A 24,903-nucleotide genomic window follows, 5' to 3' on the forward strand; every position below is an offset into this window, starting at 1 on the left:
GGCCGAGGCTCGGTCCCCGAGGCCCTCGACCCTCGTACGGGCAAACTCGACCGCGCGGTTCAGCCGCCCGCCGTCCCTCAGGAAACGGTCATGGTGCGCGCCGCGGCGGTCTCGTCACGGCGCGCACCTCACGGGTGGTGACGGTCAGGGCCGTTGGCCGGGCTTGTCGACGACACCGATGGCGACGCGCACCATGAGACGCTGCAGCGTCCCCGCCTTCACCGTGTACGCGGGCTCGCCTTCGGACTCGAAGGTACGGCTCCTGATCGTGATCGCGCGCTCGCCGAGGTACGCGTAGGTCTCCGGGTCGAGGAGCACTTCCTCGTGCAGCCAGCCGTCCACCGTCAGGCCGAGGCCGATCGCCGGGCGCCCCGCGGCGTCGACTCTGCCCTCGACCGGCGTCACGCCGGGGATCAGCTTGATGGCCCGGAAGATCGCCGCCTCCGTCTCCGCGGAATGGACAGTGTCCCGTAGGAGCGTGACCAGCGTCTGGTAGGCCATGAAGTAGTGGCCCTTGCTCCCGCCGACCTTCTGCAGGAGCGCCTCGGGGTCACTCGGCAGGGGTCGGTACTTGGCCGCGACGGATGACGACACCGTTTCGTGTCCCGGCTGCGGCTTGCCGTTCTTGAAGCCGGCGAACTGCTTGCCGTCGCCTCGCCGCCACAACTCCCAGGCTTCCGTCTTGTACGGACCGCCCCTGACGAGCCCGGCAGGCTTCGCCGACGAGGTCAGCTTCATCTTCGTGTAGACCCATTGCCGGTGCCCGGGTGCGTCGAGCGACCGGGTCTCGGCGGCCTTGGCGGCCCGGTCGAGGACGTGTGCCGCCTTGGCGGCCGACCCCAGCGAGATGCTCTGCGGCGCCGGCCCCGGAGACTCCGGTGCCTTTTCACCGACCGGCAGGTCGGCCCGCAGGACGACCCCGCCGACGGCGATCGCCGCCATCGCACCGACGACGGCGAGGCGCACGCCCAGGCCGGGCAGGTGGAACCGGCGGGACGGCCGCTCCGGCCCTCCCGCGCGCCCGCCGTCCCCTGCCCGCGCTGCCGTATCGGCGTGGAATTCCTCGGGCGGCGCGAGCGTCATGATGTCCCCCGCAAGGTCGCGCGCTGCGGGCCGTCCGGCGAATCCGGCCAGGTTCTCGTCGTGAACGCGGGCCATCGACCGCACCAGGTCGTCGGTGGAGTGCGACTTCATGTCAGGGAGCTCCGTTCGCTGATGGGACGTGTGGGCCCATGGCCATGGATTCGGACCGCGCCGAACGCAGCGCACGGGAGAAGCGCTTGCGCGCACGGTGCAACCGGACGCGCGCGGCCCCGGCGGAGCAGCCGAGCACCGCGGCGACGGCGGCGTGGTCCAGCCCCTCCCAGGCGACCAGGCCGAGCAGTTCGCGATCGTCGTCGGACAGGTCGCGGAACGCCTCCGCGATGGCCGACGCCTCGACGGGGTCCGCGGCGACCGCGGCGATCTCGTCGCGAAGGTCGTGGCGCAGGCTCGTCGTGCGTCGCCGGCGCTGCGCCTCACCACGCCAGTGATTTGCCAGCACCCTGCGCGCGACGCCGTACAGCCACAGCCGCGCCGTGTCGCCGGGCGGTATGTCGTCGAGCCGCCTCCACGCGATCGTGAACGTCTCGGCCACCACGTCGGCGGCGTCATCCGGGGACGGGCAGCGGCGCAACACGTAACCGAGGATGGGCTCGTACGTCGCGGCGTACAGTGCCTCGAACCGTGCCTCGCGGCGGTCACCCATCGCTGCCCCGATGGTGGGATCTCTCATGGCGCACGTGGCCCTCCTTAACTGGGGAACACCACGTACGTGTCGAGAGGCCGGCCGGTGTTACACCGCCCGTGTGCCCGCGAACCCAGGCGCGCGCGTCACTGGGCCATGTCGACAAAGCGGCTGTAGTGCCCCTGGAAGGCGACGGTGACGGTGGCGGTCGGGCCGTTCCTGTGCTTGGCCACGATCAGGTCGGCCTCCCCGGCACGCGGCGACTCCTTCTCGTAGGCGTCCTCACGATGCAGCAGGATCACCATGTCCGCATCTTGTTCGATGGATCCCGATTCGCGTAGGTCGGACACCATGGGCTTTTTGTCTGTTCGCTGCTCGGGGCCTCGGTTGAGCTGCGACAGCGCGATGACGGGCACGCCCAGCTCCTTCGCGAGCAGCTTCAGCGAACGGGAGAACTCCGACACCTCGACCTGGCGGCTCTCGACGCGCTTGCCCGAGGTCATCAGCTGCAGGTAGTCGATGATCACCAGGCGCAGGTCGTGCTGCTGCTTGAGCCGCCGGCACTTCGCGCGGATCTCCATCATCGACATGTTGGGGGAGTCGTCGATGAACAGCGGCGCCTCGGCGACCTCGCTCATCCGGCGCGCCAGCCGCGTCCAGTCCTCGTCCTGCATCGTGCCCGACCGCATCGCGTGCAGCGCCACCCGCGCCTCGGCCGACAGCAGCCGCATGGTGATCTCGTTGCGCCCCATCTCCAGGCTGAAGAACGCCGACGTCAACCCATGCTTGATCGAAGCCGCCCGCGCAAAGTCAAGCGCCAGGGTCGAGTTGTGCGTCGGGATGCACGACCGTCCCGCCAGGTACATGTGGTCGGAGTTGTCGACCTGGACGCACCGGACCGGCACGCTCTCGATCGGCCGGACGTCCACGATGTACCGCACCCGCGCCTTCGGGTGGACGATCTTGCGCTGCCGCGCCGCCTTGCGCGGCAGCCGGAACACCGTCTCGGTCGGCGTGAAGTCGATCCGGTAGAAGGTCGAGGTCTCCGCAGAACGCCCCTTGACCGGCTTGGTCGTCATCGTCGCGCGGTAGCCGAGGCTGAGGATCAGCTCGCGCGCGTCCTCGGCCAACCGCTTGTAGGCGAACGCCAGCTGCACCTGGCCGATCTCCGAGACATACCCGTCTGTGTCGAGCAACCCGGCCAGCAAGGCCCGCCGCTGCTCCTCAGACGCCCGCAGGTACTCGGCCGGGATGTGCTTGTTGCGCCACAGGCCCGAGTCCTTGAGCTTCCTGGCGAGCCCGGGGAGACCGAACCTCCCCGGAGTCCCCCGTCGCGCGACCTTCTGTCCGGCCGCTTCGATGTGGGCGAGGATCTCCTCGTCAAAGCAGGTGATGCCCCCGTCCCCACTGTGTCCATCCCCCAGCCATGCGCCCAGGACGTATGGATCGATGGGCAGCTCCGCGGTAGGGAGTTGGAATGGCGCAGTCACTTCAACGGCGTGAATGGGGCGGCTGTCGCCATCGCAGCGGACGGTCGCTGCGATCTCCTCGGTGGTCTTGATGGGGCGGTGCTGTGCGGTGGTCGCGGCGTTCTTGGGACGGACTGCACGATGCAGCAAACCCCGGTAGAGGCTGGTGGCCTCATAACGAACCTGGCGCGTCGAGGTGCTCCGGTCGGCCTCGCCGGCGTGGCCCAGTCGCCGGGTCACCGCGTGGAGCGCATACCGGAACTCGGCTCCGACCTCGTCCACGGCCTGGCGATGCGAAATGAGCTGACGGGGTCGCTCATTGGCCTCCGCCGTCGCCCACCGAACACGGTTGATCGCTTCGTCGGGCCAGCAGTAGGCCGTTCGCGTCTCGCTTTGCTGACGGCGACTTGCACGTGTCGTTGTACGCCACTGGTGCTGGGCGTCGGCGACGATCACCTCGCCGTCCGAGAACTCGATCTCATAGCAGGGCCGGCCGTGCATCACGTCCGTCGCGGCGACGACGCGGGTCGGGCTGCCGTCTGCTCCGATCAGGTAATCACCAACGGACACTTCGCCCATGGTGGTCCAACCCGTCGGGGTCGGAAGGGGAGTATTCAGACATATCGCCTTGCCCATTGCCGGTCTTGCGGCGACTACTACCATTTGCCCGGGATGTAGGCCGTTGGTGAGGGCGTCGAGGTCGGCGAAGCCGGTGGGGCAGCCGACCATCTGGCCGCCGCGGCTGCCGATCGCCTCGATCTCGTCCAGCGCGCCCGGCATGATCTCGCTGAGGGGGACGTAGTCCTCGCCGGCGCGCTTCTCGGCGATGGCGAAGACCTCGGCCTGGGCGCGGTCGAGGACCTCGTCGGCGTCGGCGCCGTCGGCGGCGTAGCCCATCTGGACGATGCGGGTGCCGGTCTCGACCAGCCGGCGGAGGATCGCGCGCTCGTGGACGATGCGCGCGTAGTACCCGGCGTTCGCCGCGGTGGGCACCAGGGAGATCAGGGTGTGCAGGTAGGGGGCGCCGCCGATGCGGCCGATCTCGCCGTTCTTGGTGAGCTCGCCGGCGACGGTGACCGCGTCGGCGGGATCGCCCCGGCCGTAGAGGTCGAGGATGGTGTCGAAGACGATCTGGTGCGCGGGACGGTAGAAGTCCGGCGTGCGCAGGATGTCGACGACCTCGGCGATGGCGTCCGGGGAGAGCAGCATGCCGCCGAGGACGCCCTGTTCAGCGGTGATGTCGTGCGGTGGCGTGCGCTCGAACTCGGGTTCGCTCGGTCCGCCGATTTCGGCAACGCTCACCGTCGCACCCCCTTCATCTCGGTCGCCGGCGGCCCCGTCCGCCCCGTCGGCGACCGTCCGTCCCAGGTCTATCCGAAGCGTCCGACATTCTCGCGAGCCCACGCGGCGGCGGGCAAAGCGTCCTGTGGACAAGGTTGTGGAATGCCTGTGCAGACACGCCGCGCAGGTTGTGCACGACCTGTGGAAAACCTTGTGGATTCATTGCGGGCACATCGCGCAGCAGGTCGCTGAGCTGCGAAAACTTCATCCACCGGGTGTGCGGAAAAGAAAGTCGGCCGGTCGGCCCGATGTAAGGTGCCAAGTGGTTTAGGAAGATTACCGGGCTGCTACCCTCGGCGCGGTGAAGACCTCCCGGCGCCCCTCGGCCGCGCATGACCGCGAGATCCTGCGCCTCGCCGTCCCGGCCTTCGGCGCGCTCGTCGCCGAGCCGCTGTTCCTGCTGACGGACTCGGCGATCGTCGGCCGGCTGGGCACCGAACCGCTCGGCGGACTCGGGGTCGCCGGGCAGGCGCTGGCCACCCTGGTCTACCTGTGCGTCTTCCTCGCCTACGGGACGACGGCCGGGGTGGCCAGGCAGATCGGCGCCGGGGACATGCGGGCGGCGGTCCGGCAGGGCATCGACGGGATGTGGCTCGCGCTCGCCATCGGCGTCGTGCTGATCATGGTCGGCTGGCCGCTGACCCCCGCGATCGTGGACGCGTTCGGCGCCTCCCCGGCGGTCGCCCCCTACGCGGAGACCTACCTCGGCGTGAGCCTCTTCGGCATCCCGTCGATGCTGGTGGTCCTGGCCGGGACGGGCGTGCTGCGCGGCCTGCAGGACACCCGCACGCCGCTGTACGTCTCGATCGGCGGGTTCTCGCTGAACCTCGTGCTCAGCGTGCTGTTCGTCCTCGTCCTGGACTGGGGGATCGCGGGCTCGGCCTGGGGCACCGTCATGGCCCAGACCGCGAGCGCCGCCGTCTACGTGTGGGTCGTCCTGCGGGCGGCGCGGCGGCACGGGGCTCCAGTGCACCCCGACCTCGCCGGGCTGAAGACGGCGGCGACGGCGGGCTTCGGGCTGCTGCTGCGGACGGCGGCGCTGCGCGTCGTCCTGATCGTGGGCACGTCGATCGCGGCCCGCATGGGGGACGCGGAGATCGCCGCCTACCAGGTGGGCTTCCAGGTGTGGACGCTGCTGGCGTTCGCGCTCGACGCCATCGCGATCGCCGGGCAGGCGATCACCGGACGGTACCTGGGCGCGTCCGACATCGCGGGCACGCGGGCCGTGACGCGCCGGATGGTGTGGTGGGGGATCGTGAGCGGAGTGGTGTTCGCGCTGCTGATCCTGCTGGTCCGGCCGTGGCTGCCCGCCCTGTTCACCTCGGACGGCGGCGTCCACGACCTGCTGTTCGCCTCGCTGCTCATCGTCGCGGTGCTGCAGCCCGTCGCGGGCGTGGTGTTCGTCCTGGACGGCATCCTCATCGGCGCGGGCGACGGCACGTACCTCGCGGTGACGACGCTGCTCGCGACGATCGTGTTCCTGCCCGCCGCCATCGCCGCCTACCGGGCGGACGCCGGGCTCATCGGGCTCTGGACGGCGATCGGCCTGTGGATGGCGGCCCGCCTGGTCACCCTGGGCCTGCGCGCCCGCGGCGACCGGTGGATGGTCACCGGCGCCGTCCGCTGAGCCGATTTCCCGGAACCGCACCCGTACCACGGGCCACACTCGCTACTATTCGAACATGTGTTCCACGCATGGCGAGCGGATGGCCCGGCTGACGCAGGCGATCGACGACCTGGCGGCCGAGGGCCTCGCCGGGCTGCCGCCCGAGACCCTGGTGGAACGCGTCGCGGGCATCTGGTCCCTGGTCGAGGGCATCGACCCCGAGATAGCCCGCCGCCGCACCCGCTACACCACCCCGGAGACGTGAGCCCCGCGGGTCAGCCCATGCCACCGAAGGACGGCAGGATCGACGTCACCAGCCCACTGGCGGAACCCTTCGCGCCGCCCGAGCCGTTCAGCCGGTCCGCGACCGACCTGCGCAGTTCGGGCAGCCGGGCGTAAAGGACGTCGCCGGGGCAGGAGGTCGAGTTGTAGTCGCGGTGCCCGACGATCGCCTCGGCGGGTTCGAGGTTGTACGCCAGGCACAGCCAGGCGCACACCTCCACAAGGGAGTTCCACAGCCGGCGCGGGACCTTCGCGCCCGTGTAGGTCCCCTCGTTCTCGATCCCGATGGTGTGCTGGTTGTGGTGCAGGACGTGCGCACCCACCGCCAGGTTCCTCGCCCGGATGGCCGCCAGGCTCTGGTTGCGCCCCTCCATCACGATGCCGCCGCGGCTGATCGTGAGCTGCTGGCCCGAGTCGTTCCAGCCGTTCCCGTCCATGTGCCACTTCTGGATCTGCCGGGACAGGTCGAACGCGTGGCCGAGCGAGCGGTCCCTGCTGTTCGCCGAGGCCGTGTGGTGCACGACGATGTGGTCGGGCGGCCGATCGAGGATCTCGGCGGCGCGCTTGGGCGACCGCGCGTTCCACTGGGCGCGCGTGTACACCTGGGGAGCGTCCGCCCTGAACGGCGGGAGACCGGCCGCCCGCGGCCCCATCGGATGCTCGCTCGCCATGGCCCCGTCCTGCATGGACGCCCCCACCGTCAGGAGGCCCGCCGCCCCGACGACACCGCCGATGAGCGCCCGGCGTGTGATCGGCGGGCCGCACCGTTGCCCGCCGTCCGCGCCCTCCCCCGAATGCGCGTGCAACACATCGACCCCTTTCGTTCCGACTCGATCCGATTACGGAACGTGATGGCCGCTAGTTGATCACCCAAACACAGGGCGATTCAGGGACGTTTCACATGAAACCCAGAACGCACTACTCCGCCTTGAACGGGAAGTCAGCCGATCTTGCAGCAGAGATTGCCGACTTCTGAACCGCCGGCCCCCGTCCACGTCACGCTGAGTGAGGGCGCCGTGTCCGGTAACTGGGTGAAGGTCTCCGTCTCCATGCACGGGGGCGGACGCGAAACGACCCCCGCGCTCGCGGTGGAGCGCGGGGGTCGTTCGGCGGACGTCGGTCAGGCTTCGACCACGTCGACGTCGATGGTGGCGTTGACGTCGCTGTGGAGCCGGACGCTGACCCGGTGGGTGCCGACCGTCTTGATCGGGTTGCCGATCTCGATGCGGCGGCGGTCCAGGTCGGGGCCGTTGGCGGCGCGGACCGCCTCGGCGATGTCGGCGGCGGTCACGGCGCCGAACAGCCGGCCGCCGGTCCCGGTGCGGGTGCGCAGCGTCACCCGCAGCGCCTTCAGCCGGTCGGCGACCTCCTTGGCGTGCTCGACGGTCGCGATCTCGCGGGCCGAACGCGCCTTCTTGATCGACTCGATCTCCCGCTCGGCGCCGCGAGTCCACCGGATGGCGAAGCCGCGGGGAACGAGGTAGTTGCGGCCGTAGCCGTCGCGGACCTCGATGATGTCCCCGGGTTCACCGAGACCGGAGACCTGCTGGGTCAGGATGAGCTTCATGTTCGTTCCCCCTGCCTCAGCGCGCGGTGCTGGTGTAGGGCAGCAGCGCCATCTCGCGGGCGTTCTTGATCGCCGTGGCGACGTCCCGCTGGTGCTGGGTGCAGTTGCCGGTCACCCGCCGGGCACGGATCTTGCCGCGGTCGGAGATGAACTTCCGCAGCAGGCCCGTGTCCTTGTAGTCGACGTAGGAGATCTTCTCCTGGCAGAAAACGCAAACCTTCTTCTTCGGCTTGCGGGGAGGTGGCTTCGCCATCGTGGTGCTCCTTTGGGAGAGCCCCGCTCACGCGGGAATGGACGTTGATTGGTGATGCTGGTGCGGGACGGCCGGTCAGAACGGCGGGTCGTCGGAGAATCCGCCGCCGCCACCGCCGCCGCCGCCGGTGGCCCAGGGGTCGTCGGCCGGGGCGCCGCCGCCTTGCTGGCCGCCGCCGAAGCCGCCGCCCTGCTGGCCGCCGCCGCCGAAACCGCCGCCGCCCTGGCCGCCGCCGCCACCGCCGCCGAAGCCGCCGCCACCGCCACCCTGCCGCTGGGTCTTGTTGACCTTGGCGGTGGCGTTGCGCAGCGACGGGCCGACCTCGTCGACCTCGATCTCGAAGACGGTGCGCTTCTCACCCTCGCGGGTCTCGTAGGACCGCTGCTTGAGGCGTCCCTGCACGATCACCCGCATGCCGCGCTGCAGGGTCTCGGCCACGTTCTCGGCCGCCTGCCGCCAGACGTTGCAGGTGAGGAACAGGGCCTCGCCGTCCTTCCACTCGCCCGACTGGCGGTCGAAGAACCGCGGGGTCGAGGCGAGGCGGAACGACGCGACCGCCTGGCCGCTCGGGGTGAAGCGGAGATTCGGGTCCTCGACGAGGTTCCCGACCATCGTGATTACGGTGTCGCCTGCCATGGGGCTCGCTCCGGCTGGTGAGAGGGCTGAGCCTGGCTCAGTGGACCTCGGGGCGGATGACCTTGGTACGCAGGATCGACTCGCTCAGGTTGAGCTGCCGGTCGAGCTCCTTGACCGTGGCAGGCTCAGCCGACAGGTCGACCACCGCGTAGATGCCTTCGGACTTCTTCTGGATGTCGTACGCCAGGCGCCGGCGGCCCCAGACGTCGACCTTCTCGACACTGCCGCCGCCGTCCTTGACGACCTTCAGGAACGGGTCGAGCGCGCTGCCCGCGTTGCGCTCGTCGATGGCGGGGTCGAGGATGGTCATGAGTTCGTAACGACGCATGCTGTGTCCCTACCTCCTCTGGACTCAGGCGGTCACGGTCTTTCCGTGACAGGAGGGCTCTTGCGTCCGCCGCGGCGGTGCCTGGACCCGGATCGCCGGGCGCACCTGCCGCGAGACCGATACAGGCTACCAACAGTTGGCAGCGTGCGAGCCGGTTCCGGACGTGCGCACCGTCAGCGCCGCGTCCCCGCAGGGACGTTCCTCGCGCAGCGCCGCCGCTCCAGCTCGGCCATGATGTCGGCCATCTGGGCGCGCATGCGGGCGGTCTGGGTCGTCAGCCGGGACAGCTCCTCCACGAGCTCCGCGTCCCCGATGAGCCCGAGCTCCGCTTTCGTCACCATCGTGCACCTCCTGCTCTCCCCCGCTTCCCCCCGGGGGCCGGACCGAGCCGGTCTTCTCGAATCCATGTTCGACACTACCGGGTCCCGCCGACATTTTCCGGCCGCCCGCGGCCGATTGGTCTCGCCCGGACGGGGCATCTCTTCATGGGCATGGTCCGTCCGGTCCCGCGCGTACCGCGTGTCCCTGGCGCGGGACGAGAAGCTGAGGAGGGTCCCGATGCCGGAGCAGGCGGCAGGTACCAGTCGGCAGGCCATCGACCGGGAGGGCAGGCCCGAACCCCATCGGCTCCAGGACTGGCTCGCGGTCGCGTCCATCACGATCGGCATCGGCGCGCTCATCATGGGCTGGGTCGAGGCGACCCACCTCCCCGGCGCCATCGCGGGCCTGATCGGCCTGCCGCTCGCCCTGTACTCCCAGATGATCTCCGCGACGACGAACGAGCGTTGGCTGAACATCGTCGGGATGGTGGCCTCCTTCCTCGGCCTCAGCTTCGCGCTGAACAACGGCGGCTTCTCGCTCTGACCCGGCGGCCCCGTCGCCGCACGCCGCCGCACGCCGCCGCACGCCCTGGCGTCCGCCCATCCTGTCGGACGGCGGGGCTAGTCTCGTGGCATGCGCATCGGAGCCCATGTCGACCAGACCAACCCGCTCGACAACGCACGCGCGGTGGGCGCGGACGTCGTCCAGTTCTTCCTCGGCGACCCGCAGGGCTGGAAGAAGCCGGTACTGCCGGAGGGCGTCGAGGCGCTGGAGGGCTCCGGCGTGGACGTCTATGTGCACGCCCCGTACACGATCAATGTGGCGACGTCCAACAACAGGATTCGCATCCCCAGCCGCAAGAACCTCAACCAGCAACTGGAGGCGGCGGCGTCCATCGGCGCGAAGGCGCTGATCGTGCACGGCGGCCACGTGCTGAAGGACGACGACCCCGAGACCGGCTTCGAGAACTGGCGCAAGGTGTTCGAGCGGGTCGAGTGCCCCATCCCGGTCTATCTCGAGAACACCGCCGGCGGCGGGAACGCCATGGCGCGCAGGTTCGACCGGATCGCTCGGCTGTGGGAGGTGCTGTCAGGAGTTCCGGGGCTGGAGTCCAAGCTCGGCTTCTGCCTCGACACCTGCCACGCGCACGCGGCGGGGGAGGAACTCGTGGACGCCGTCGACCGGATCAAGGCCGTTACCGGCCGCATCGACCTGGTGCACTGCAACGACAGCCGCGACGCGTTCGGGTCGGGGGCCGACCGGCACGCCAACCTGGGCAACGGGAAGATCGACCCCGAACTGATCCTGGCCGTTGTGCGTGCCGCGGGGGCGCCGGTGGTAGTGGAAACGCCTGCCGAGGGCCAAGCGGAAGACATTTCCTGGTTGCGTTCCAAGCTCTGACGACGCAGAGTCGGGAGGTCCGCGGGGGACGGGAACCCGGGACGGCGCCGCGACATCTAACCCCCCGTAGACCCAGATAAGCCCGCTTCGACCAGCAGGACGACAAAAACCCCAAGGTCACGCCACACTGGCATAATCCGGAACCCAGCCTCAGCGCACGCGCGTAACTCTGCGGCGGCGGGCGCGCGAACCGATCGGGAAGCACATGGCATACGACCCCTACGGCTACGGCCCGCAGGACCCCTACGGCCAGCCTGCCTACTCGCAGCAACCGGCCGTGCAGCACCACTACTACGGCTCCTCGGCCCCGGTCAGCGCGCCGACGAACGGCATGGCCACCGCGTCGCTGGTGTGCGGTCTCATCGGCTTCGTCGCCTGCGGACTGACGTCCATCCTCGCGATCATCTTCGGGCACGTCGCGCAGAGCCAGATCAAGCGGACGGGCGAGGGCGGCCACGGGATGGCCGTCGCCGGCCTCATCCTCGGCTACATCGTCTCGGCGGGCTGGATCATCTTCTGGTTCCTCTACCTGCTCGGCCTCGCGATGTTCGCGGCCGAGACCGGCGGCAGCACGTACTGACCCCACTCAGCAGCCGGCCTCCGCTCAGGCGAGGCGGGGGACGCCCGCGACTTCCACTCCGACGCTCGACATCAACACGGTCATGGGGGTGGAGGTGTCCCGCCACGCCTTGATCGCGCGGGCGAACACGTCCAGGACGGCGCGGAGCGACCGCTGGTCGGCGTCGGCGAGTTCCGACCACGACTCGTACAGCACCAGGTAGCCGCTCTTGGCGGGTGTCCATGACAGGTCGGCCAGGCCGTCGCCGAGGTCGTCCCAGCCGCCGGGCGGCGGGCCGGGGATGTCGAAGACCTCAGAGCACAGCCGCAGGAACGACTCCTTGTCGCGGGCGCGGCGGCCGTCGAGGTGGAAGGCCCGCAGGCCCGCCTCCTCGGCGCGCCCGGTCCAGCCCGTGTCGCCGATCGCGCCCGGCACCGGCGGCGTCCGCCACTGGTAGACGCCGGGTGCCAGCCGTCCCTCGATCAGCGCGGTCAGTGCTCGGTTCGCGTCCACGTCATCTCCCGAGAGGTCGTGCTCCCCGCGTTCCCGGGGCCGGGGGCGTCAGCCCCACCGGCCGCGATCATCCCCGTCTCCCGCGCACAAAATCCCCCGATATGGGCAGATTCCGGCCACATCTTTCGCCACCGTCACCGGCCCCCGGGTTCTTCAGGAGCGAGCGGGAGCCAGCAGGGGCTTCAGGTAGCCGATGCCCTCTTCGCGGACGTCCGCCATGCCGTGCTCGATGCCGTGGAGGACGTCGCTCACCGGATCGGCCAGTTCCCAGAAGCGCAGCTTGCCCTCCAGGCGGGCGTCCAGCGGGCGGCCCCGGTGCTCCTGGAGGCGGCGGATAAAGGAGCGGTTCGTCTCCGGCCACAGGTAGCACAGGTCGTAGTCGGGGTCGCCGATCCGCACGTCCCCGAAGTCGATCAGGCCGGTGATCCGGGTCCCGGTGATCAGCAGGTGGTCCAGGCTGAAGTCGGCGTGCGTCAGCGCGGGCGGGTCCGCGAAGTTGCCGTCGTCGGCGAGGTAGCGCTCGTAGGCCGCGACCAGCTCGCGCCCTTCCTCCGGCGCCAGCAGCGGCGCCACCTCGGTACGGACGAGGTCCAGTTCCTCGGTGTAGTCGGCGCGCAGGTCCGCCTCGGGGACGCCGAGCTCGCGGGCGCGCTCGACGGGGAACGCGTGGATCGCCTCGATCACGTCCGCGATCTGGCGGACGGGGCCGGGCTCGTCCAGTAGGCCGCGGTCGTGCCAGTCGTCCTCGTCCAGCGACTCCCCCGGGACGGCCGGATAGCAGCAGAACGACCCGGGGCCGAGCGGGTTCGGGGCGGTGAACGCGAAGCGGGGGATGGGCAGGTCCAGCGTCCCGGCGAGCTCGGGCAGCAGCCTGGCCTCGCGCGCGATGCCCTCGGCGCCGTCCTCGTTGCGCGGGAAGCGGAGGACGTACGACTCGCCCGCCGCCCCTTGCTCCGCGTCGAGCAGCAGTGCGACGCTCTCGTATCCCGTGCCGAGGAGGCGCAGCGGGCACCCCGCGACGTCGGGGCGGGCGCCGGCGAGCGCCGCTCGCACCTTCGGCTCCCAGTCTTCGGGGAGGGTGACGTTCCTGGTCATCTGTACTCCTGGCCGGTCGGGGCAAGGTCAATAATGGCGCGGGCTTGAGTCTCTAGCGACTGGAGACCCCATGGTGGACGGCATGGCAGGCGACACCCAGTACACGATCGGGGAACTGGCGCGCCGCACCGGGCTGTCGGTGCGGACGATCCGGTTCTACTCCGACGCGGGCGTGGTGCCGGCGACCTCCCGTACCGCGGCCGGCTACCGGCTGTACGACGTGGCGGCCGTCGCGCGCCTCGACCTGGTGCGTACGCTGCGCGACCTCGGCGTGGACCTCGGCACGGTCCGGCGGGTGCTGGACCGGGAGATCGGCGTCGGGGAGGTCGCGGCGGCGCACGCCGAGGCGCTGGACGTGCAGATCCGCACGCTCCGGCTGCGCCGGGCGGTGCTGCGGGCGGTCGCCAAACGAGCATCCAGTCCCGAGGAGATCGAACTCATGCACAAGCTCGCCCGGCTCTCCGACGAGGAGCGGCGGCGCATCATCACCGACTTCATCGACGAGTCGTTCGCCGGACTCGCGGTGGACCCCGCCTTCGAGGAGCGGATGCGGTCCGCGCTGCCGGAGCTGCCCGACGACCCCGAGCCCGAGCAGGTCGACGCGTGGGTGGAGCTGGCCGAACTGGTCGGCGACCCCGACTTCCGGGCCACGGTGCGGCGGATGGCCGAGGCCCAGGCCGCGGAGCTCGGGCGGGGCTCCTACCCCGACGACCCGGCGCGGCTCGGGCAGCTCACGGGGGAGAAGATCTCGGCGGCCATCGCGGACGGCATCGAGCCCGGTTCGGACGCGGCCCGTCCCATCGTCGACGAGGTGGCGGCCGCCTACGCGGACGCCTACGGCGCCGCCGACGGCCCCGAGTTCCGGCGCGACCTGCGCGAGCGGACCGAGATCGGCACCGACCCGCGCGCGGAGCGGTACTGGCAGCTCCTCGCCGTCATCAACGGCTGGGAGGCGTGGCCGGCGATGACCCCGTCGTTCCAGTGGCTCATCGAGGCCCTGCGCAGCCACGAGTCCCCCGCGTAACGGACGGCTAGGAGGGCACGGGGACGCTGGTGCGGCGACGGTCGCGCCAGCGTCCCAGCGAGACCGCGTCCTCCGCCTCGTCGAGGACGCCGCCGGCCGGGTCGTCCGTCCCGTCCGATCTGACCGCGTCGCCGGACGGCCGCAGGATGTCCCGCACCACCAGGGCCGCCAGCGCCAGGACGGTCACGAATCGCGCGAGCAGCGCCAGGTGGTAGACGCCCTGGTCGATGCCGCCCTCCGGCGCGTCGAAGCTCAGCACCGCCGACAGGGTGCCCGAGAGGTCCGCGCCCGCGGTCTGGGCGGAGACCGACAGCAGGAACCACCAGATGCCGAAGAAGTAGACGACCTCGCCGATCTGCCAGGCCACGAAGGCGGGGAGCTTCGGGCGGGCCAGCACGGCCAGGGGGAGCAGCCACAGCACGAACTGCGGCGACCAGACCTTGTTCGGCAGCATGAACGCGACGAGCACGAGGAACATCAGCTGCGGCAGGCGCGGGCGGCGCGGCGCGGCCAGCGCGAGGACGGCGATCCCCGCGGCGAGGACGAGGAACGTTCCCGTCCCGAGGAGGTTCAGCAGATCGGTGTCGGACGCCGCCTTGTCCAGCCCGTGCTCCTGCAGGAAGAAGAAGATCGACCCCCAGTCGATGCCGCGGCCCTGGCTGAAGGTGTAGAACTCCTTCCACCCGTCCCACGCGAACACCATCACCGGCAGGTTGACGAGCAGCCACGCCCCGGCGGTGCCGGCGAGGAGCCGTCCCATGGCGCGCCACTGCCCGGCGCGCACGCACAACAGGACCAGCGGGCCGAGGAACAGCAGCGGGTAGAACTTCGCCGCGATCGCGAGCCCGAGCAGCGCGCCCGCGAGCGCGGGGCGGCGCGCCGACCAGGCGGCCAGGGCCAGCGCGGTCAGCGCCACCGCGAGCAGGTCCCAGTTGATGTACGCGGTGAGCAGCAGGGCGGGGGACAGCGCCACCATCAGCCCGGCGCGCAGCGACCGCCGCCCCGCCACGTACGCCGTCGCGAGGACGGCGACGACCGCGAAGACGGCCAGCAGCAGCGCGGTCACGTTGTAGAACGCCATGCCGCGGGCGTCCATGCCGAACGGCTGCACCAGCCACGCGACCAGTTGCATGAGGGCGCCGGCCAGGACCGGGTACTCCACGTAGTGGATGTCGGTCCCGGCGAACGAGTCGAAGTACGGGATCTTCCCGTCGCTGAGCCCGCGCACGTAGTACAGCGGGTAGATGTCGGTGTAGCAGCCGTTCGTCGTCGTCTTGATGAAGTCGAAGTTCGCCGACGCGCACGGCCGCTTCTGCAGCCAGCCGAGCAGGCACACCAGGGCGGTGAGGCCCGTCAGCACCGGCGCGAACGGCGTCAGCGGCCCGTGCCGGCGGGACGGCGATTCGTCCGCCCCGTCGATTTCGGTGTCGGCGGCGGACATCGCGATCCCTTCAGAAGACGACGACATGGACAGCAAGACTATTGGCCGCCGGGTCCGCTCCGGGCGGCGCACCGGCGATACGCAACGGCCCGGAGCCGCCAGGCTCCGGGCCGTTCACGGACTGCCGGGAAACGCGTCCCGGCCTCCCCTAGTTGCTGCCGTCGGGGGCGTCGGGCGGATCGTCAACCCCCCGGCAGACGGGATGGTCGCGGTGCTGCGGTTGCGCGCACCACCAGCTCCGGTCGCCGTCGGGTGGGATGTCCGGGTTGCAGCCGACCGGCATGCCCAGCCGGTTGCAGGGCTGCCCCTGGCTGGGCGGGGTGATCGACGGGCTCGGCGACGACGGCGAGGTCGGCCGGCAGTCCGGCGGCTGGTTCGGCCGGCCCGGCCGGCAGTCCGGCGTGTTCGTCGGGCTCGGCGTACTCGTCGGGGTCGGCGTCGGCCGCGCCTTCGCCCACGGGGCGATCTCACCGGCGTTGACCGGGGGCGGGAACGGCTTGATCTCCTTGCCCTCGAGGGCCTTCGTCATGAACTTCTTGAACAGGTCGGCGGGGACCGTACCACCGTAGACCTGGCTGTAGTTGCCCACGCCGATCAGGGACAGGCGGTTCCCCTTCTTGTCCTGGCGCCACATCGCCGACGCCGTCGCGATCTCGGGCGTGTAGCCGACGAACCAGGCCGACTTGTTCTCGTCCGTCGTCCCGGTCTTGCCTGCGACCGGGCGGCCGCCGAGGTTCGCCCGCGTACCGGTACCGCCGGACTTGACGACCGCCTCCATCGCCGACGTCGCGTCCGCCGCGACCCCCTCGGAGAAGGCGCGCGTCGGCTTCTCCCAGGGCAGCTTCTCCAGGACCTCGCCCTTCTCGTTCGTGATCGGGTTGCCCTGGTTGTCGGTGACCTTGGCGATCACGTGGGCGTCGCGGTGCACGCCCTTCGCGGCGAAGGTCGAGTAGACCGACGCCATGGTCACCGGCGTGGTGTCGATGACGCCGAGCGGCAGCGACGTGAAGGTCGGGTCGAGGGACGGGGTGTCGGCGGGGACGCCCATCTTCTTCGCCATCTCGATGACGTTGGACAGCTGCACCTTCTGCCCGAGCTCGACGTACGACGTGTTGATGGACATCGCCGTCATCTGCTTGAGGTTGTAGATGCCGTTCTCCGCGCGGTTGTCGTTGGTGAACGTCGCACCGTTGATCGTCCGCTTGTAGCTGCCGTCCATCGTGGTCTTCAGGCTGATGCCCTGGTCCAGGGCCGTGGCCAGGACGATCGGCTTGAACGACGACCCCGGCTGCACCTTGCCCTGGAAGGAGTTGTCGAACTGCTGCTTGCGGAAGTCGGGGCCGCCGTAGGCGGCGACCACCCCGCCCGTCCGGGGGTCTATCGCGGCGAGCCCGAACTGGATGTCGTTGCCCAGCCCGTTCTCCTTGCGGATCTCCCTGACGGCCTTGTTGGTGTAGTCCTGCAGCTGCTTGTTGAACGTCGTCTTGATCCGCAGGCCGCCGGTCTCCAGCATCTGGTCGTTGATGCCGAGCGCCTTCAGCTCGCTCAGGACCCGCGCCTCCAGGTAGCCGGCGTTCGGGTCGTCCGGGACGTCGCTCCAGTTCTTCTCCGTCTGCGGGAACTTCGCCGCGGCGCGCTTGCCCTCCTCGAGCCAGCCCTGCTCGACCATGCCGTCGAGGACGTAGTTCCAGCGGTCGATCAGCGCCTGCTTGGCCGGGTTGGACGCCGGGCCGTAGGTGGCGAAGTAGCCGGGCCGCTGGATCATCGCGGCGAGCATCGCCGCCTCGGACTCGTTGATCTCGGTGACCGGCTTGTGGAAGTAGGCGCGAGAGGCCGCCTGGATGCCGTACGACCGGCGCCCGAAGGGCACCGTGTTGAGGTACAGCTCCAGTACCTTCGCCTTCTCCATCTCCTTGCCGAGCCGGATGGAGATCAGGATCTCCTTGAGCTTGCGGCTGACCGTGCGCTCCTGGCTGAGGCCCGCGTAGTAGTTCCGGGCCATCTGCTGCGTGATCGTCGAGGCGCCCGCGGTGCCGCCGCCGGTCACCGCGCGGAACATCGCGCCCGCGATACCGGTCGGCGAGATCCCCGGCTCGGTCCAGAAGCCGCGGTCCTCGGCCGCGAGGACGGCGTTCTGGACGTGCTTGGGCACCTTGTCCAGCGGGATGTTCTCGCGGTGCGTGCCGATCCGCGCGAGCGGCGAGCCGTCCGCGTACGTGATCACCGACTCCTGGCGTATCGCGTCCTGCTGCTTCTCCGTCGGGATCGGGGTGTTGGCGTACGCGACGATGACGAGCGTCGCCAGCCCGAGGATCATCACGCTGGCGACGGCGACCATGACCTTCCAGGAAGGTATGTATCGCTTCCATCCGGTCTTGTCGGGATCGTCCGACCGCTTGTCGCGGCCCTCCTCGTCCCAGAAGCCGCCGCCCCCGGAACCGCCGCGGCCACCCGGGCCGCCCGGACCGCCGGGACCGCGGCCACCGCCGCCGGGCCTGCCCGGCCCGCCCGGTCTGCCGGGACCGCCCCGGCCTCCCGCCGCGCCCGCGGGACCACCCGGGGCACCCGGTGCGCCGGGTGGTCCCGGACGTCCGCCAGGCCCCGAGCGCATCGCCGAGGGCGTACCGGCACGCCGCCGGCCGCCGCCGCTCCGGCCGCCGCCGCCCGGGGCACCGGCCCGCGCGGGCCCTCCGCCGCGTCCGCTCGGCCTGCCACCGGGGCGCGGGCCCTTGCCGGGTGAGGGCGAGCCGGACGGTCCGCCACGCGGCGCACCGGCAGGCGTGCCCGAACCGCCGGGACGGGGGGCTCCCCTCCGGCCGGGGCCATCTCCGTGTTCCGGTCCGTATCGGCTTGGGTTACTCACGCGACCTCATCGACTGGGGTACGGCTGTGCGTCGTCCGAGAGTACTGCGGAGCAGGAGGCGCGGGGGCCGATGGCATAAGGCTTCGCGGCTCCCGGCCGTCCGGACGCACTCGATCACGCCCGCTGGCGTGCGGCAATTCGCGAACATGCTTCATGTCACACCACCGCCTCCACAAGAGAGTTCGGACTCAACGGCTCCGGGGTTCATTCCGGCGGCCTCGTCAACAACGGCAGCGGCGCGATATGCGCCGTGCCCGGTTCCCCTGAACTGGGTTGCAGGCTGCGCCCGCCCCGTCTGCCGCGGCACGCCGGGTCGCCCTGGTGGAGCTGGCACCACCACTCGGGCGGCGGGTTGCTCGGCGGCTTGTTCGGGTCGCAGTTGCCGTTCGCGAACGGCGACTGGCACGGCGGCTTGTCGCCCCGGTCGCCGTCACCGCGGCCGCCGTCGTCGCCGTCCCCCTGGCAGCGCGGGTGGAACCGGCCGAGCGGGTGGTCGTCGCACCACGGCGGCCGGCGGTGCTCCTTCTTCGGCGGCTTCGCCCACTTCTGCACGATCCCGCCCCACGCCGGCGGCGGGAACTGCTGGACCTCCATCCCCTGCATCGCGTTCACCATGTAGGAGCGCCAGATGCGGGCGGGGATCGTACCGCCCTCCACCGTGCCGATCCCGGGCAGAACCACCGACTTCTTCTTCCCGTCGGGTCCCGTGGCGTCGTTGTAGATCGTCACCGCGGTGGAGACCTGCGGCGTGTAGCCGACGAACCAGGTCGCGACGTTCCGGTCGGTGGTGCCGGTCTTGCCGGCCGCCGGGCGGTCCGGCAGTGCCGCCGCCGTCGCGGTGCCGCCCCGGACGACCTGCTGCATCGCGTACGTGGCGTCCGCGGCGACCTTCCCGTCGAAGACCCGGCGCTTCTCGAACTTCGGCTTCAGCCGGACCGTCTTGTTGTCGGACTCCCGGACCTGGCGGATCACGTGCGGCTGGTAGTAGACGCCGCCGTTGGCGAACGTCGCGTAGCCCGCCGCCTGCTCGATCGGCCGGATGTTGTTGACGCCCAGCGCGAGGTTCAGGCAGCACTTGTGCGGGTCGAGCAGGTCGGACGCGATCCCGGCGTCGGTCTCGGTCTTGACCACCTCTTCGATGCCGACCTTGCCCATCAGCTGGATGAACGCGGTGTTCACCGAGTCCTTCGTCGCCGTGATCATGTCGACCGGGGTGCCGACGTCGTGGCTGTTCGGGACGATCACCGCGTTCGGGTCGTCCTTCGACACGACCGTGCCGTCCGGGCCGATCGGCGTCTTCGAGATCCCCTCGAGGGTGCTCTTCAGGCTGTAGTTCTGCTTGAGGGCCGTCGCCAGCACGTACGGCTTCATCGCCGAGCCCCCCTGCGCGGAGCCCTGCCACACGTTGTTGAACTCCTGGTCCAGGTAGCCCGGCCCGCCGTAGAACGCCACGACCTCGCCGTTCGCGGTGTTCACCGACACCAGCCCGACGCGGATCTTCTTCTTCGCGAGCCGCTTCGGGTTCACCTGCGAGACGGTCTTCTCGGCCGCCCGCCGCGCCATCTCCATCCGCTTCTCGTTGAAGGTGGTGTAGACGCGCAGGCCCTTGGTCGTCAGCTCCTGCTCGTCGATCCCCTGCCGGCGGAGCTCCTCCTTGGCGCGCATCAGCATGTAGCCGCGCTGCCCGCCGTACAGCTGGTCACCGGCGTTCGCGCTCTTCAGCTTCGGCAGGCCCTGCTGGATCAGCTTGTCGGCCTCGCCCTGGCTCAGCTTGCCCATCGAGACCAGGCCGTTCAGCGTGTACTCGTAGCGGGCCTTCGCCCACGCCTGGTGCGCCTTCGCCTCGGGGTCGCGGTTGGGGTTCTGGATGATGCCGCCGAGGATGGCCGCCTCGTCCTGGTTGAGCTTCCACACGTCCTTGCCGAAGTACTCGCGGGACGCGGCCTGGATGCCGTAGGTGTTGCGGCCGAAGTAGATCGTGTTCAGGTACAGCTTGAGGATCTCGTCCTTGCTGTGCTTGTCCTCGAGCTTCATCGAGATGAACAGCTCTTTGAACTTCCGGCTCATCGTCCGGTTGTTCGGGTCGGAGTAGTGGTTCTTCGCGAGCTGCTGCGTGATCGTGGACCCGCCGCCGGACCCGCCGGTGAGGTTGTCCCACACGGCCCGCGTGGTGCCCTTCACCGAGAAGCCCGGGTCGCTGTAGAAGCTGCGGTTCTCCGCCGCCAGCACCGCGTTCCGGACGTGCGGCGGGATCTTGTCGAGTTCGACGCTCTGCCGCTTCTTCCCGATCCGGCCGATCTCCTTGCCGTTGGTGTAGTAGAAGATCGACGCCTGGTCCTCGACGCCCGCCACCGTCGGCTCCGCAGGCGTGGGGGTGTTCGAGTACGCGACCCAGATCAGCGTGACGAACGCGGCGATGCCGAGCCCGGAAAGGCCGGCGACGAGCTTCCAGGACGGCAGGAACCGCCGCCATCCCGTCTCCCGGGACCGCAGCTGCCCGAGGATCCCGGACTTCTTCTGCCCCGGCCCGGCCGGCCCGGCCGGCCCGGCCGGTCCGCCCGGCCCGCCCGGACCCCCGGGGCCTCTCGGGCCGCCAGGCCCCATCGGCCCGCCGGGACCGCCGGGCCCACCGGGGCCAGGGGGCCCGCCGGGGCCGCCGGGGCCGCCGGAGCGGTGGGCGGCCCGGACGCCCTTGCTCTTGAACGCCGAGGTGACCTTGGCGCCGAGGTCCTGGCCGACCTTCTGGAGCTCGCCGAGCTTGTCCTTGACGCCGGGCTTCGCCGCCGTCCCGAACCCGGCACCCGCGGCCATCCCGGCACCGGCCGCACCGCCCATGCCGGGCCCACCGGGCACACCAGGCCCGCCCGGGCCGCCTGGACCACCTGGACCACCTGGACCGCCGGGCATTCCCCTTCCGGGGCCGCCCGGGGCACCCTGCGCACCGAAGCCCGCGGGCGGACCGTATCCACTGGACGGACCGCCGTCCGCACGGACGGCGGGACCGGGCGCGGTCGGCGGCGCACCCGAACCGCCGAACGAACCACCCGGCGAACCGGAGCCACCGGGCAGGCCACCGCCGGGCGCGCTCGCACCCGAGGGGATCGCGGGACCGGGAGCCGTCGGCGGCGCCCCGGCGTCACCGAGCGAGCCGCCGCCACCCGACGGCCGACCCGCACCACCGGCACCGCCCGACATCCCGTACCCGCCGGACGGATTCCCGCCCGGCGCAGCGCCGCCCTGGCCACCCGGCACACCGCCCTGGCCGCTGGACATACCGCCGCCGCTCGTGCCGCCGCCCATTCCGGGACCGCCCAGCCCGCCCGATCCGCTTCCAGGCGCCCCGGAACCGCTCAGCGCGGCGCCAGAGCCACCGGGCGAAGCCGAACCACCGGGCAGACCACCGGGCTGACCCGGCCCGCCACCGGCCATGCCGGACGCGCCGTACGATCCGGAGCCGCCGGAGAAGCCCTCGCCACCCGGTCCACCCGAGCCGCCCGGCAGGCCGCCTGCCGGGCCGGAAGCCCGGTGCGCACCGGAGCCGCTCGGCGGCGGGAACCCGCCGCTCAGCGGGTCATTCGATCCGCCACCGGCACCGGAGCCGCCGTGCCCCGCGGAACCGCCCGGCGCGCCGCCGCCGGACAGGCTGCCGCCGCCGGGGACGGCGTGGCCGCTCATGAAGCCGGGGCTCTGGACGTTGTCCGGCGGTCCGGCCGGCGCCGCCTGGGCGCCGGGGCCGTCCGCCGCGCCGGGGACGCCCGGAGCGGATTCGCGGGGGGCGCCCGGAGAAGCGGGGTCGCCGGAGTCGCCGGGACGGGGGACCTGCTGCCCGCCCGGCCTCTGCGACCCGGGTTCCGGTCGGGGCTGGCTTGGATTACTCACGCGACCTCATCAACAGGGGACAGCTGGTTGTTGCCAAGGGCCGGGGATCGCTCCCCAGCTTTGGAACGACTCGTGCGCCGTCCGAAGAGTACTGTGCGGGCTGGTGAGCGGGGGGAGCGTGTGCACGGCGATGTTACGTCCTGGCTGGTCAACGCCCTCGCCGAACGCTGCGGCCGGTGGATCCTCCTCTGCTTGCTACCGTTCGGGGCCCTGCTCCCCATGGCCGAGGACGTACGACATCGCCAGGTGGTTCCATGCGCAACTTTGACACACTTCCACCACATACACCCTGAATTCTCCGTATTCGCGGTCGAGCTCGGCCAGTTCGGCGGTGGCCTTGACGCGTCCCGCGTAGCGACCCAGCTCGTCCCCGTATACGTAGGTCACATGGGTGAGGGGTTCATGCCGGCAGACGGGACACCGCTCGCCGGTGGGTTCGCCGTGGTACTTGGCCGCGCGCAGGAGGTAGGGCTGGGCGTCGCACGCGTCGTCCCTGGTCAGCGACCCTGACCTCAGCTCGGCGAGGACCGCCCGCTTCGCGAGGCCGTAGTCGACGACCAGCCTCGGTCTCATCGTCGGCTCCGGCACCGCATACCGGCAGGGTAAGCGGCGCCGGGTGCGCCCGGACAGATCCCCACTTGCCAGGACGGTCCGCGCTACGTATCTTGTCGATGTATCGCGCCGATACATTGGCTCGATACATCGAATCGATACATCGGCTCTGCTGAAGGGGTCCGGATGGCGGCCAAGAAGGGCGCGGGCGTGCTGGAGCTCGCCGTGCTCGGCCTCCTGCACGAGTCCCCGATGCACGGCTACGAGCTCCGCAAGCGGCTCAACGTCGTGCTCGGCATGTTCCGCGCCTTCTCCTACGGCTCCCTCTATCCGTGCCTCAAGCAGCTCCTGACGAACGGGCTGATCATGGAGGACCGTCCGGAGGAGCACACGGCACTGGCGCTGCAGAGCCGCCGCTCGAAGATTGTTTACAAGCTCACCGCCGATGGCAAGGAGCGCCTCCAGGAGCTGCTGACCGAGGCCGGTCCGGCATCGTGGGAGGACGAGGGGTTCGGCGTCCGGTTCGCCTTCTTCTCGCACACCCGCGCCGACGTCCGGCTGCGGATCCTCGAAGGCCGGCGCAGCCGGCTGGAGGAACGCCTGGAGGCATTCCGCGCGGCACTCGCGCGCACTCGCGAGAGGGTCGACTCCTACACCCTGGAACTGCAGAACCACGGGCTGGAGTCCGTCGAACGCGAGGTCAGGTGGCTGAACGAGCTCATCGGACGCGAGCGTGCCGAGCAGGAGCAGGCCGAGCAGCAGGCCGAGCAGGAAAAGCAAGACAGGTCTTCAGAAACCACCGCACAGGACATGCCTCGGGATCACGACCGCTGAATCGGCGGCACCGGGGTCGGGTGAAGAAACACCACATGTTCCGCAAGAGAGAAGGAGCAACCGGATGGGTTCGGTCCGCGTAGCCATCGTGGGTGTGGGCAACTGCGCCTCTTCGCTCGTCCAGGGTGTCGAGTTCTACAAGGACGCGTCCCCCGAGACACGAGTCCCCGGCCTGATGCACGTGCAGTTCGGCGACTACCACGTGGGTGACGTCGAGTTCGTCGCGGCGTTCGACGTGGACGCCAAGAAGGTCGGGATGGACCTGTCCGAGGCCATCCACGCCAGCGAGAACAACACGATCAAGTTCGCCGACGTCCCCCCGACCGGTGTGACCGTGCAGCGCGGCCCGACCCTCGACGGCCTCGGCGAGTACTACCTGGACATGGTCGACGAGTCGGACGCCGAGCCGGTCGACGTGGTGCAGGCGCTGAAGGACGCCGAGGTCGACGTCCTCGTGTCCTACCTGCCGGTGGGCTCCGAGGCGGCCGACCGCTTCTACGCCCAGGCCGCCCTCGACGCCAAGGTCGCGTTCGTGAACGCCCTCCCGGTGTTCATCGCCAGCGACCCCGAGTGGGCCCAGAAGTTCACCGACGCCGGCGTCCCCATCGTGGGCGACGACATCAAGTCGCAGGTCGGCGCGACCATCACGCACCGCGTCATGGCCCGCCTGTTCGAGGAGCGCGGGGTCGAGCTGCTGCGCACGTACCAGCTCAACTTCGGCGGCAACATGGACTTCATGAACATGCTGGAGCGCAAGCGCCTCCAGTCCAAGAAGATCTCCAAGACGCAGTCGGTGACCTCGCAGATCCCGCACGAGATGGCGAAGGCCGACGTGCACATCGGCCCGTCCGACCACGTGCCGTGGCTGGACGACCGCAAGTGGGCCTACGTCCGGCTGGAGGGCAAGTCGTTCGGCGACACGCCCCTCAACCTGGAGTACAAGCTCGAGGTCTGGGACTCCCCGAACTCCGCGGGCGTCATCATCGACGCGGTGCGCGCCGCGAAGATCGCGAAGGACCGCGGCATCGGCGGCCCGATCCTGTCGGCCAGCTCCTACTTCATGAAGTCGCCGCCCGAGCAGTACACCGACGACCAGGCCCACGAGGCCGTGGAGGCGTTCATCCGCGGCGACGTCGAGCGCTGACCGCGGCCTCCGGCTGAGAGTCTGATCACAAAGTTCCCAAGGGACGCCCTGACAGTGGACATCCACTGT

At 70.5% G+C, this 24,903-nt stretch carries 23 protein-coding genes; 8 read left to right on the top strand and 15 right to left on the bottom strand.

Going from position 1 to position 24,903, the window contains the following annotated elements:
- Window positions 1-144: 144 nt before the first annotated feature.
- The 3 genes from IEZ03_RS29425 to dnaB all read right to left on the bottom strand — a co-directional run bounded on the left by IEZ03_RS29425 (window position 145) and on the right by dnaB (window position 4,497).
- A complete protein-coding gene (locus IEZ03_RS29425) occupies window positions 145-1,194 on the bottom strand; it encodes a CU044_5270 family protein (RefSeq protein ID WP_184890146.1) in 1,050 nt (349 codons plus the stop codon).
- Window position 1,195: 1 nt separating this feature from the next.
- Entirely contained in the window at window positions 1,196-1,774 is a 579-nt protein-coding gene (locus IEZ03_RS29430; protein ID WP_229808661.1) for an RNA polymerase sigma factor, read from the bottom strand.
- Window positions 1,775-1,872: 98 nt separating this feature from the next.
- Window positions 1,873-4,497, bottom strand: a complete 2,625-nt coding sequence (gene dnaB, locus IEZ03_RS29435; RefSeq protein ID WP_184890147.1) for a replicative DNA helicase — start codon at window positions 4,495-4,497, stop codon at window positions 1,873-1,875.
- A 340-nt stretch (window positions 4,498-4,837) separates the two neighbouring features.
- Here dnaB and IEZ03_RS29440 point away from each other — a divergent pair, with 340 nt between their 5' ends.
- On the top strand, window positions 4,838-6,163 hold the full coding sequence (locus IEZ03_RS29440; RefSeq protein ID WP_184890148.1) for an MATE family efflux transporter: 1,326 nt from the start codon (window positions 4,838-4,840) through the stop codon (window positions 6,161-6,163).
- A gap of 55 nt (window positions 6,164-6,218) precedes the next feature.
- Complete coding sequence (locus tag IEZ03_RS29445) at window positions 6,219-6,407, top strand: hypothetical protein (protein WP_052357975.1); 189 nt, start codon at window positions 6,219-6,221, stop codon at window positions 6,405-6,407.
- Between the two features lie 10 nt (window positions 6,408-6,417).
- Here the strand turns inward: IEZ03_RS29445 and IEZ03_RS29450 are convergent, their stop codons facing one another.
- The 6 genes from IEZ03_RS29450 to IEZ03_RS29475 form a co-directional block, all read right to left on the bottom strand.
- On the bottom strand, window positions 6,418-7,233 hold the full coding sequence (locus IEZ03_RS29450; RefSeq protein WP_373293694.1) for a peptidoglycan recognition protein family protein: 816 nt from the start codon (window positions 7,231-7,233) through the stop codon (window positions 6,418-6,420).
- Window positions 7,234-7,544: 311 nt separating this feature from the next.
- Window positions 7,545-7,991: a 50S ribosomal protein L9 gene (rplI, locus tag IEZ03_RS29455; protein WP_184890149.1), complete on the bottom strand. Its 447-nt coding sequence runs from the start codon at window positions 7,989-7,991 to the stop codon at window positions 7,545-7,547.
- Between the two features lie 16 nt (window positions 7,992-8,007).
- On the bottom strand, window positions 8,008-8,244 hold the full coding sequence (gene rpsR, locus IEZ03_RS29460) for a 30S ribosomal protein S18 (protein WP_019631633.1): 237 nt from the start codon (window positions 8,242-8,244) through the stop codon (window positions 8,008-8,010).
- 75 nt (window positions 8,245-8,319) lie between these two features.
- Window positions 8,320-8,880 (bottom strand): single-stranded DNA-binding protein, encoded by a 561-nt coding sequence (locus IEZ03_RS29465; protein ID WP_184890150.1) that lies wholly within the window; start codon window positions 8,878-8,880, stop codon window positions 8,320-8,322.
- 37 nt (window positions 8,881-8,917) lie between these two features.
- The gene (rpsF, locus tag IEZ03_RS29470) at window positions 8,918-9,208 is read right to left on the bottom strand and encodes a 30S ribosomal protein S6 (RefSeq protein ID WP_131954080.1); all 291 of its coding nucleotides are present in this window, start codon (window positions 9,206-9,208) and stop codon (window positions 8,918-8,920) included.
- 173 nt (window positions 9,209-9,381) lie between these two features.
- Window positions 9,382-9,549, bottom strand: a complete 168-nt coding sequence (locus IEZ03_RS29475; RefSeq protein ID WP_184891035.1) for a hypothetical protein — start codon at window positions 9,547-9,549, stop codon at window positions 9,382-9,384.
- 217 nt (window positions 9,550-9,766) lie between these two features.
- Between IEZ03_RS29475 and IEZ03_RS29480 the strand changes: the two genes are divergently transcribed.
- From IEZ03_RS29480 to IEZ03_RS29490, 3 genes are all read left to right on the top strand, one after another.
- Complete coding sequence (locus tag IEZ03_RS29480) at window positions 9,767-10,072, top strand: hypothetical protein (RefSeq protein WP_184890151.1); 306 nt, start codon at window positions 9,767-9,769, stop codon at window positions 10,070-10,072.
- A gap of 90 nt (window positions 10,073-10,162) precedes the next feature.
- Complete coding sequence (locus IEZ03_RS29485) at window positions 10,163-10,930, top strand: deoxyribonuclease IV (RefSeq protein WP_184890152.1); 768 nt, start codon at window positions 10,163-10,165, stop codon at window positions 10,928-10,930.
- Window positions 10,931-11,135: 205 nt separating this feature from the next.
- Complete coding sequence (locus tag IEZ03_RS29490) at window positions 11,136-11,510, top strand: DUF4190 domain-containing protein (RefSeq protein WP_184890153.1); 375 nt, start codon at window positions 11,136-11,138, stop codon at window positions 11,508-11,510.
- Window positions 11,511-11,534: 24 nt separating this feature from the next.
- On the opposite strand, the gene IEZ03_RS29495 is transcribed toward IEZ03_RS29490, so the two are convergent.
- Together IEZ03_RS29495 and IEZ03_RS29500 are read right to left on the bottom strand one after the other, a co-directional pair.
- Window positions 11,535-12,002: a barstar family protein gene (locus IEZ03_RS29495; RefSeq protein ID WP_184890154.1), complete on the bottom strand. Its 468-nt coding sequence runs from the start codon at window positions 12,000-12,002 to the stop codon at window positions 11,535-11,537.
- Window positions 12,003-12,155: 153 nt separating this feature from the next.
- Window positions 12,156-13,097: a phosphotransferase family protein gene (locus IEZ03_RS29500; protein ID WP_184890155.1), complete on the bottom strand. Its 942-nt coding sequence runs from the start codon at window positions 13,095-13,097 to the stop codon at window positions 12,156-12,158.
- An 82-nt stretch (window positions 13,098-13,179) separates the two neighbouring features.
- On the opposite strand from IEZ03_RS29500, the gene IEZ03_RS29505 reads away from it, so the two are divergent.
- Window positions 13,180-14,121: a MerR family transcriptional regulator gene (locus IEZ03_RS29505; RefSeq protein WP_184890156.1), complete on the top strand. Its 942-nt coding sequence runs from the start codon at window positions 13,180-13,182 to the stop codon at window positions 14,119-14,121.
- 7 nt (window positions 14,122-14,128) lie between these two features.
- Here the strand turns inward: IEZ03_RS29505 and IEZ03_RS29510 are convergent, their stop codons facing one another.
- The 4 genes from IEZ03_RS29510 to IEZ03_RS29530 all read right to left on the bottom strand — a co-directional run bounded on the left by IEZ03_RS29510 (window position 14,129) and on the right by IEZ03_RS29530 (window position 22,877).
- Entirely contained in the window at window positions 14,129-15,589 is a 1,461-nt protein-coding gene (locus IEZ03_RS29510) for a glycosyltransferase family 87 protein (protein ID WP_229808662.1), read from the bottom strand.
- Window positions 15,590-15,710: 121 nt separating this feature from the next.
- Window positions 15,711-17,900 carry a transglycosylase domain-containing protein gene (locus IEZ03_RS29515; protein WP_229808663.1) on the bottom strand — a complete coding sequence of 730 codons (2,190 nt, stop codon included), beginning with the start codon at window positions 17,898-17,900 and terminating at the stop codon, window positions 15,711-15,713.
- 729 nt (window positions 17,901-18,629) lie between these two features.
- Window positions 18,630-21,260 (bottom strand): transglycosylase domain-containing protein, encoded by a 2,631-nt coding sequence (locus IEZ03_RS29520; protein ID WP_221480950.1) that lies wholly within the window; start codon window positions 21,258-21,260, stop codon window positions 18,630-18,632.
- 1,239 nt (window positions 21,261-22,499) lie between these two features.
- The gene (locus IEZ03_RS29530; protein ID WP_132048688.1) at window positions 22,500-22,877 is read right to left on the bottom strand and encodes a DUF5318 family protein; all 378 of its coding nucleotides are present in this window, start codon (window positions 22,875-22,877) and stop codon (window positions 22,500-22,502) included.
- A gap of 165 nt (window positions 22,878-23,042) precedes the next feature.
- Between IEZ03_RS29530 and IEZ03_RS29535 the strand changes: the two genes are divergently transcribed.
- Both IEZ03_RS29535 and IEZ03_RS29540 read left to right on the top strand, forming a co-directional pair.
- Window positions 23,043-23,690: a PadR family transcriptional regulator gene (locus tag IEZ03_RS29535; RefSeq protein ID WP_184890158.1), complete on the top strand. Its 648-nt coding sequence runs from the start codon at window positions 23,043-23,045 to the stop codon at window positions 23,688-23,690.
- Window positions 23,691-23,754: 64 nt separating this feature from the next.
- Window positions 23,755-24,834 (top strand): inositol-3-phosphate synthase, encoded by a 1,080-nt coding sequence (locus IEZ03_RS29540; protein ID WP_184890159.1) that lies wholly within the window; start codon window positions 23,755-23,757, stop codon window positions 24,832-24,834.
- The last annotated feature ends 69 nt before the right edge of the window (window positions 24,835-24,903 follow it).

The sequence above is a fragment of the Actinomadura livida genome, from assembly GCF_014648675.1.
Lineage (GTDB): Bacteria > Actinomycetota > Actinomycetes > Streptosporangiales > Streptosporangiaceae > Spirillospora > Spirillospora livida.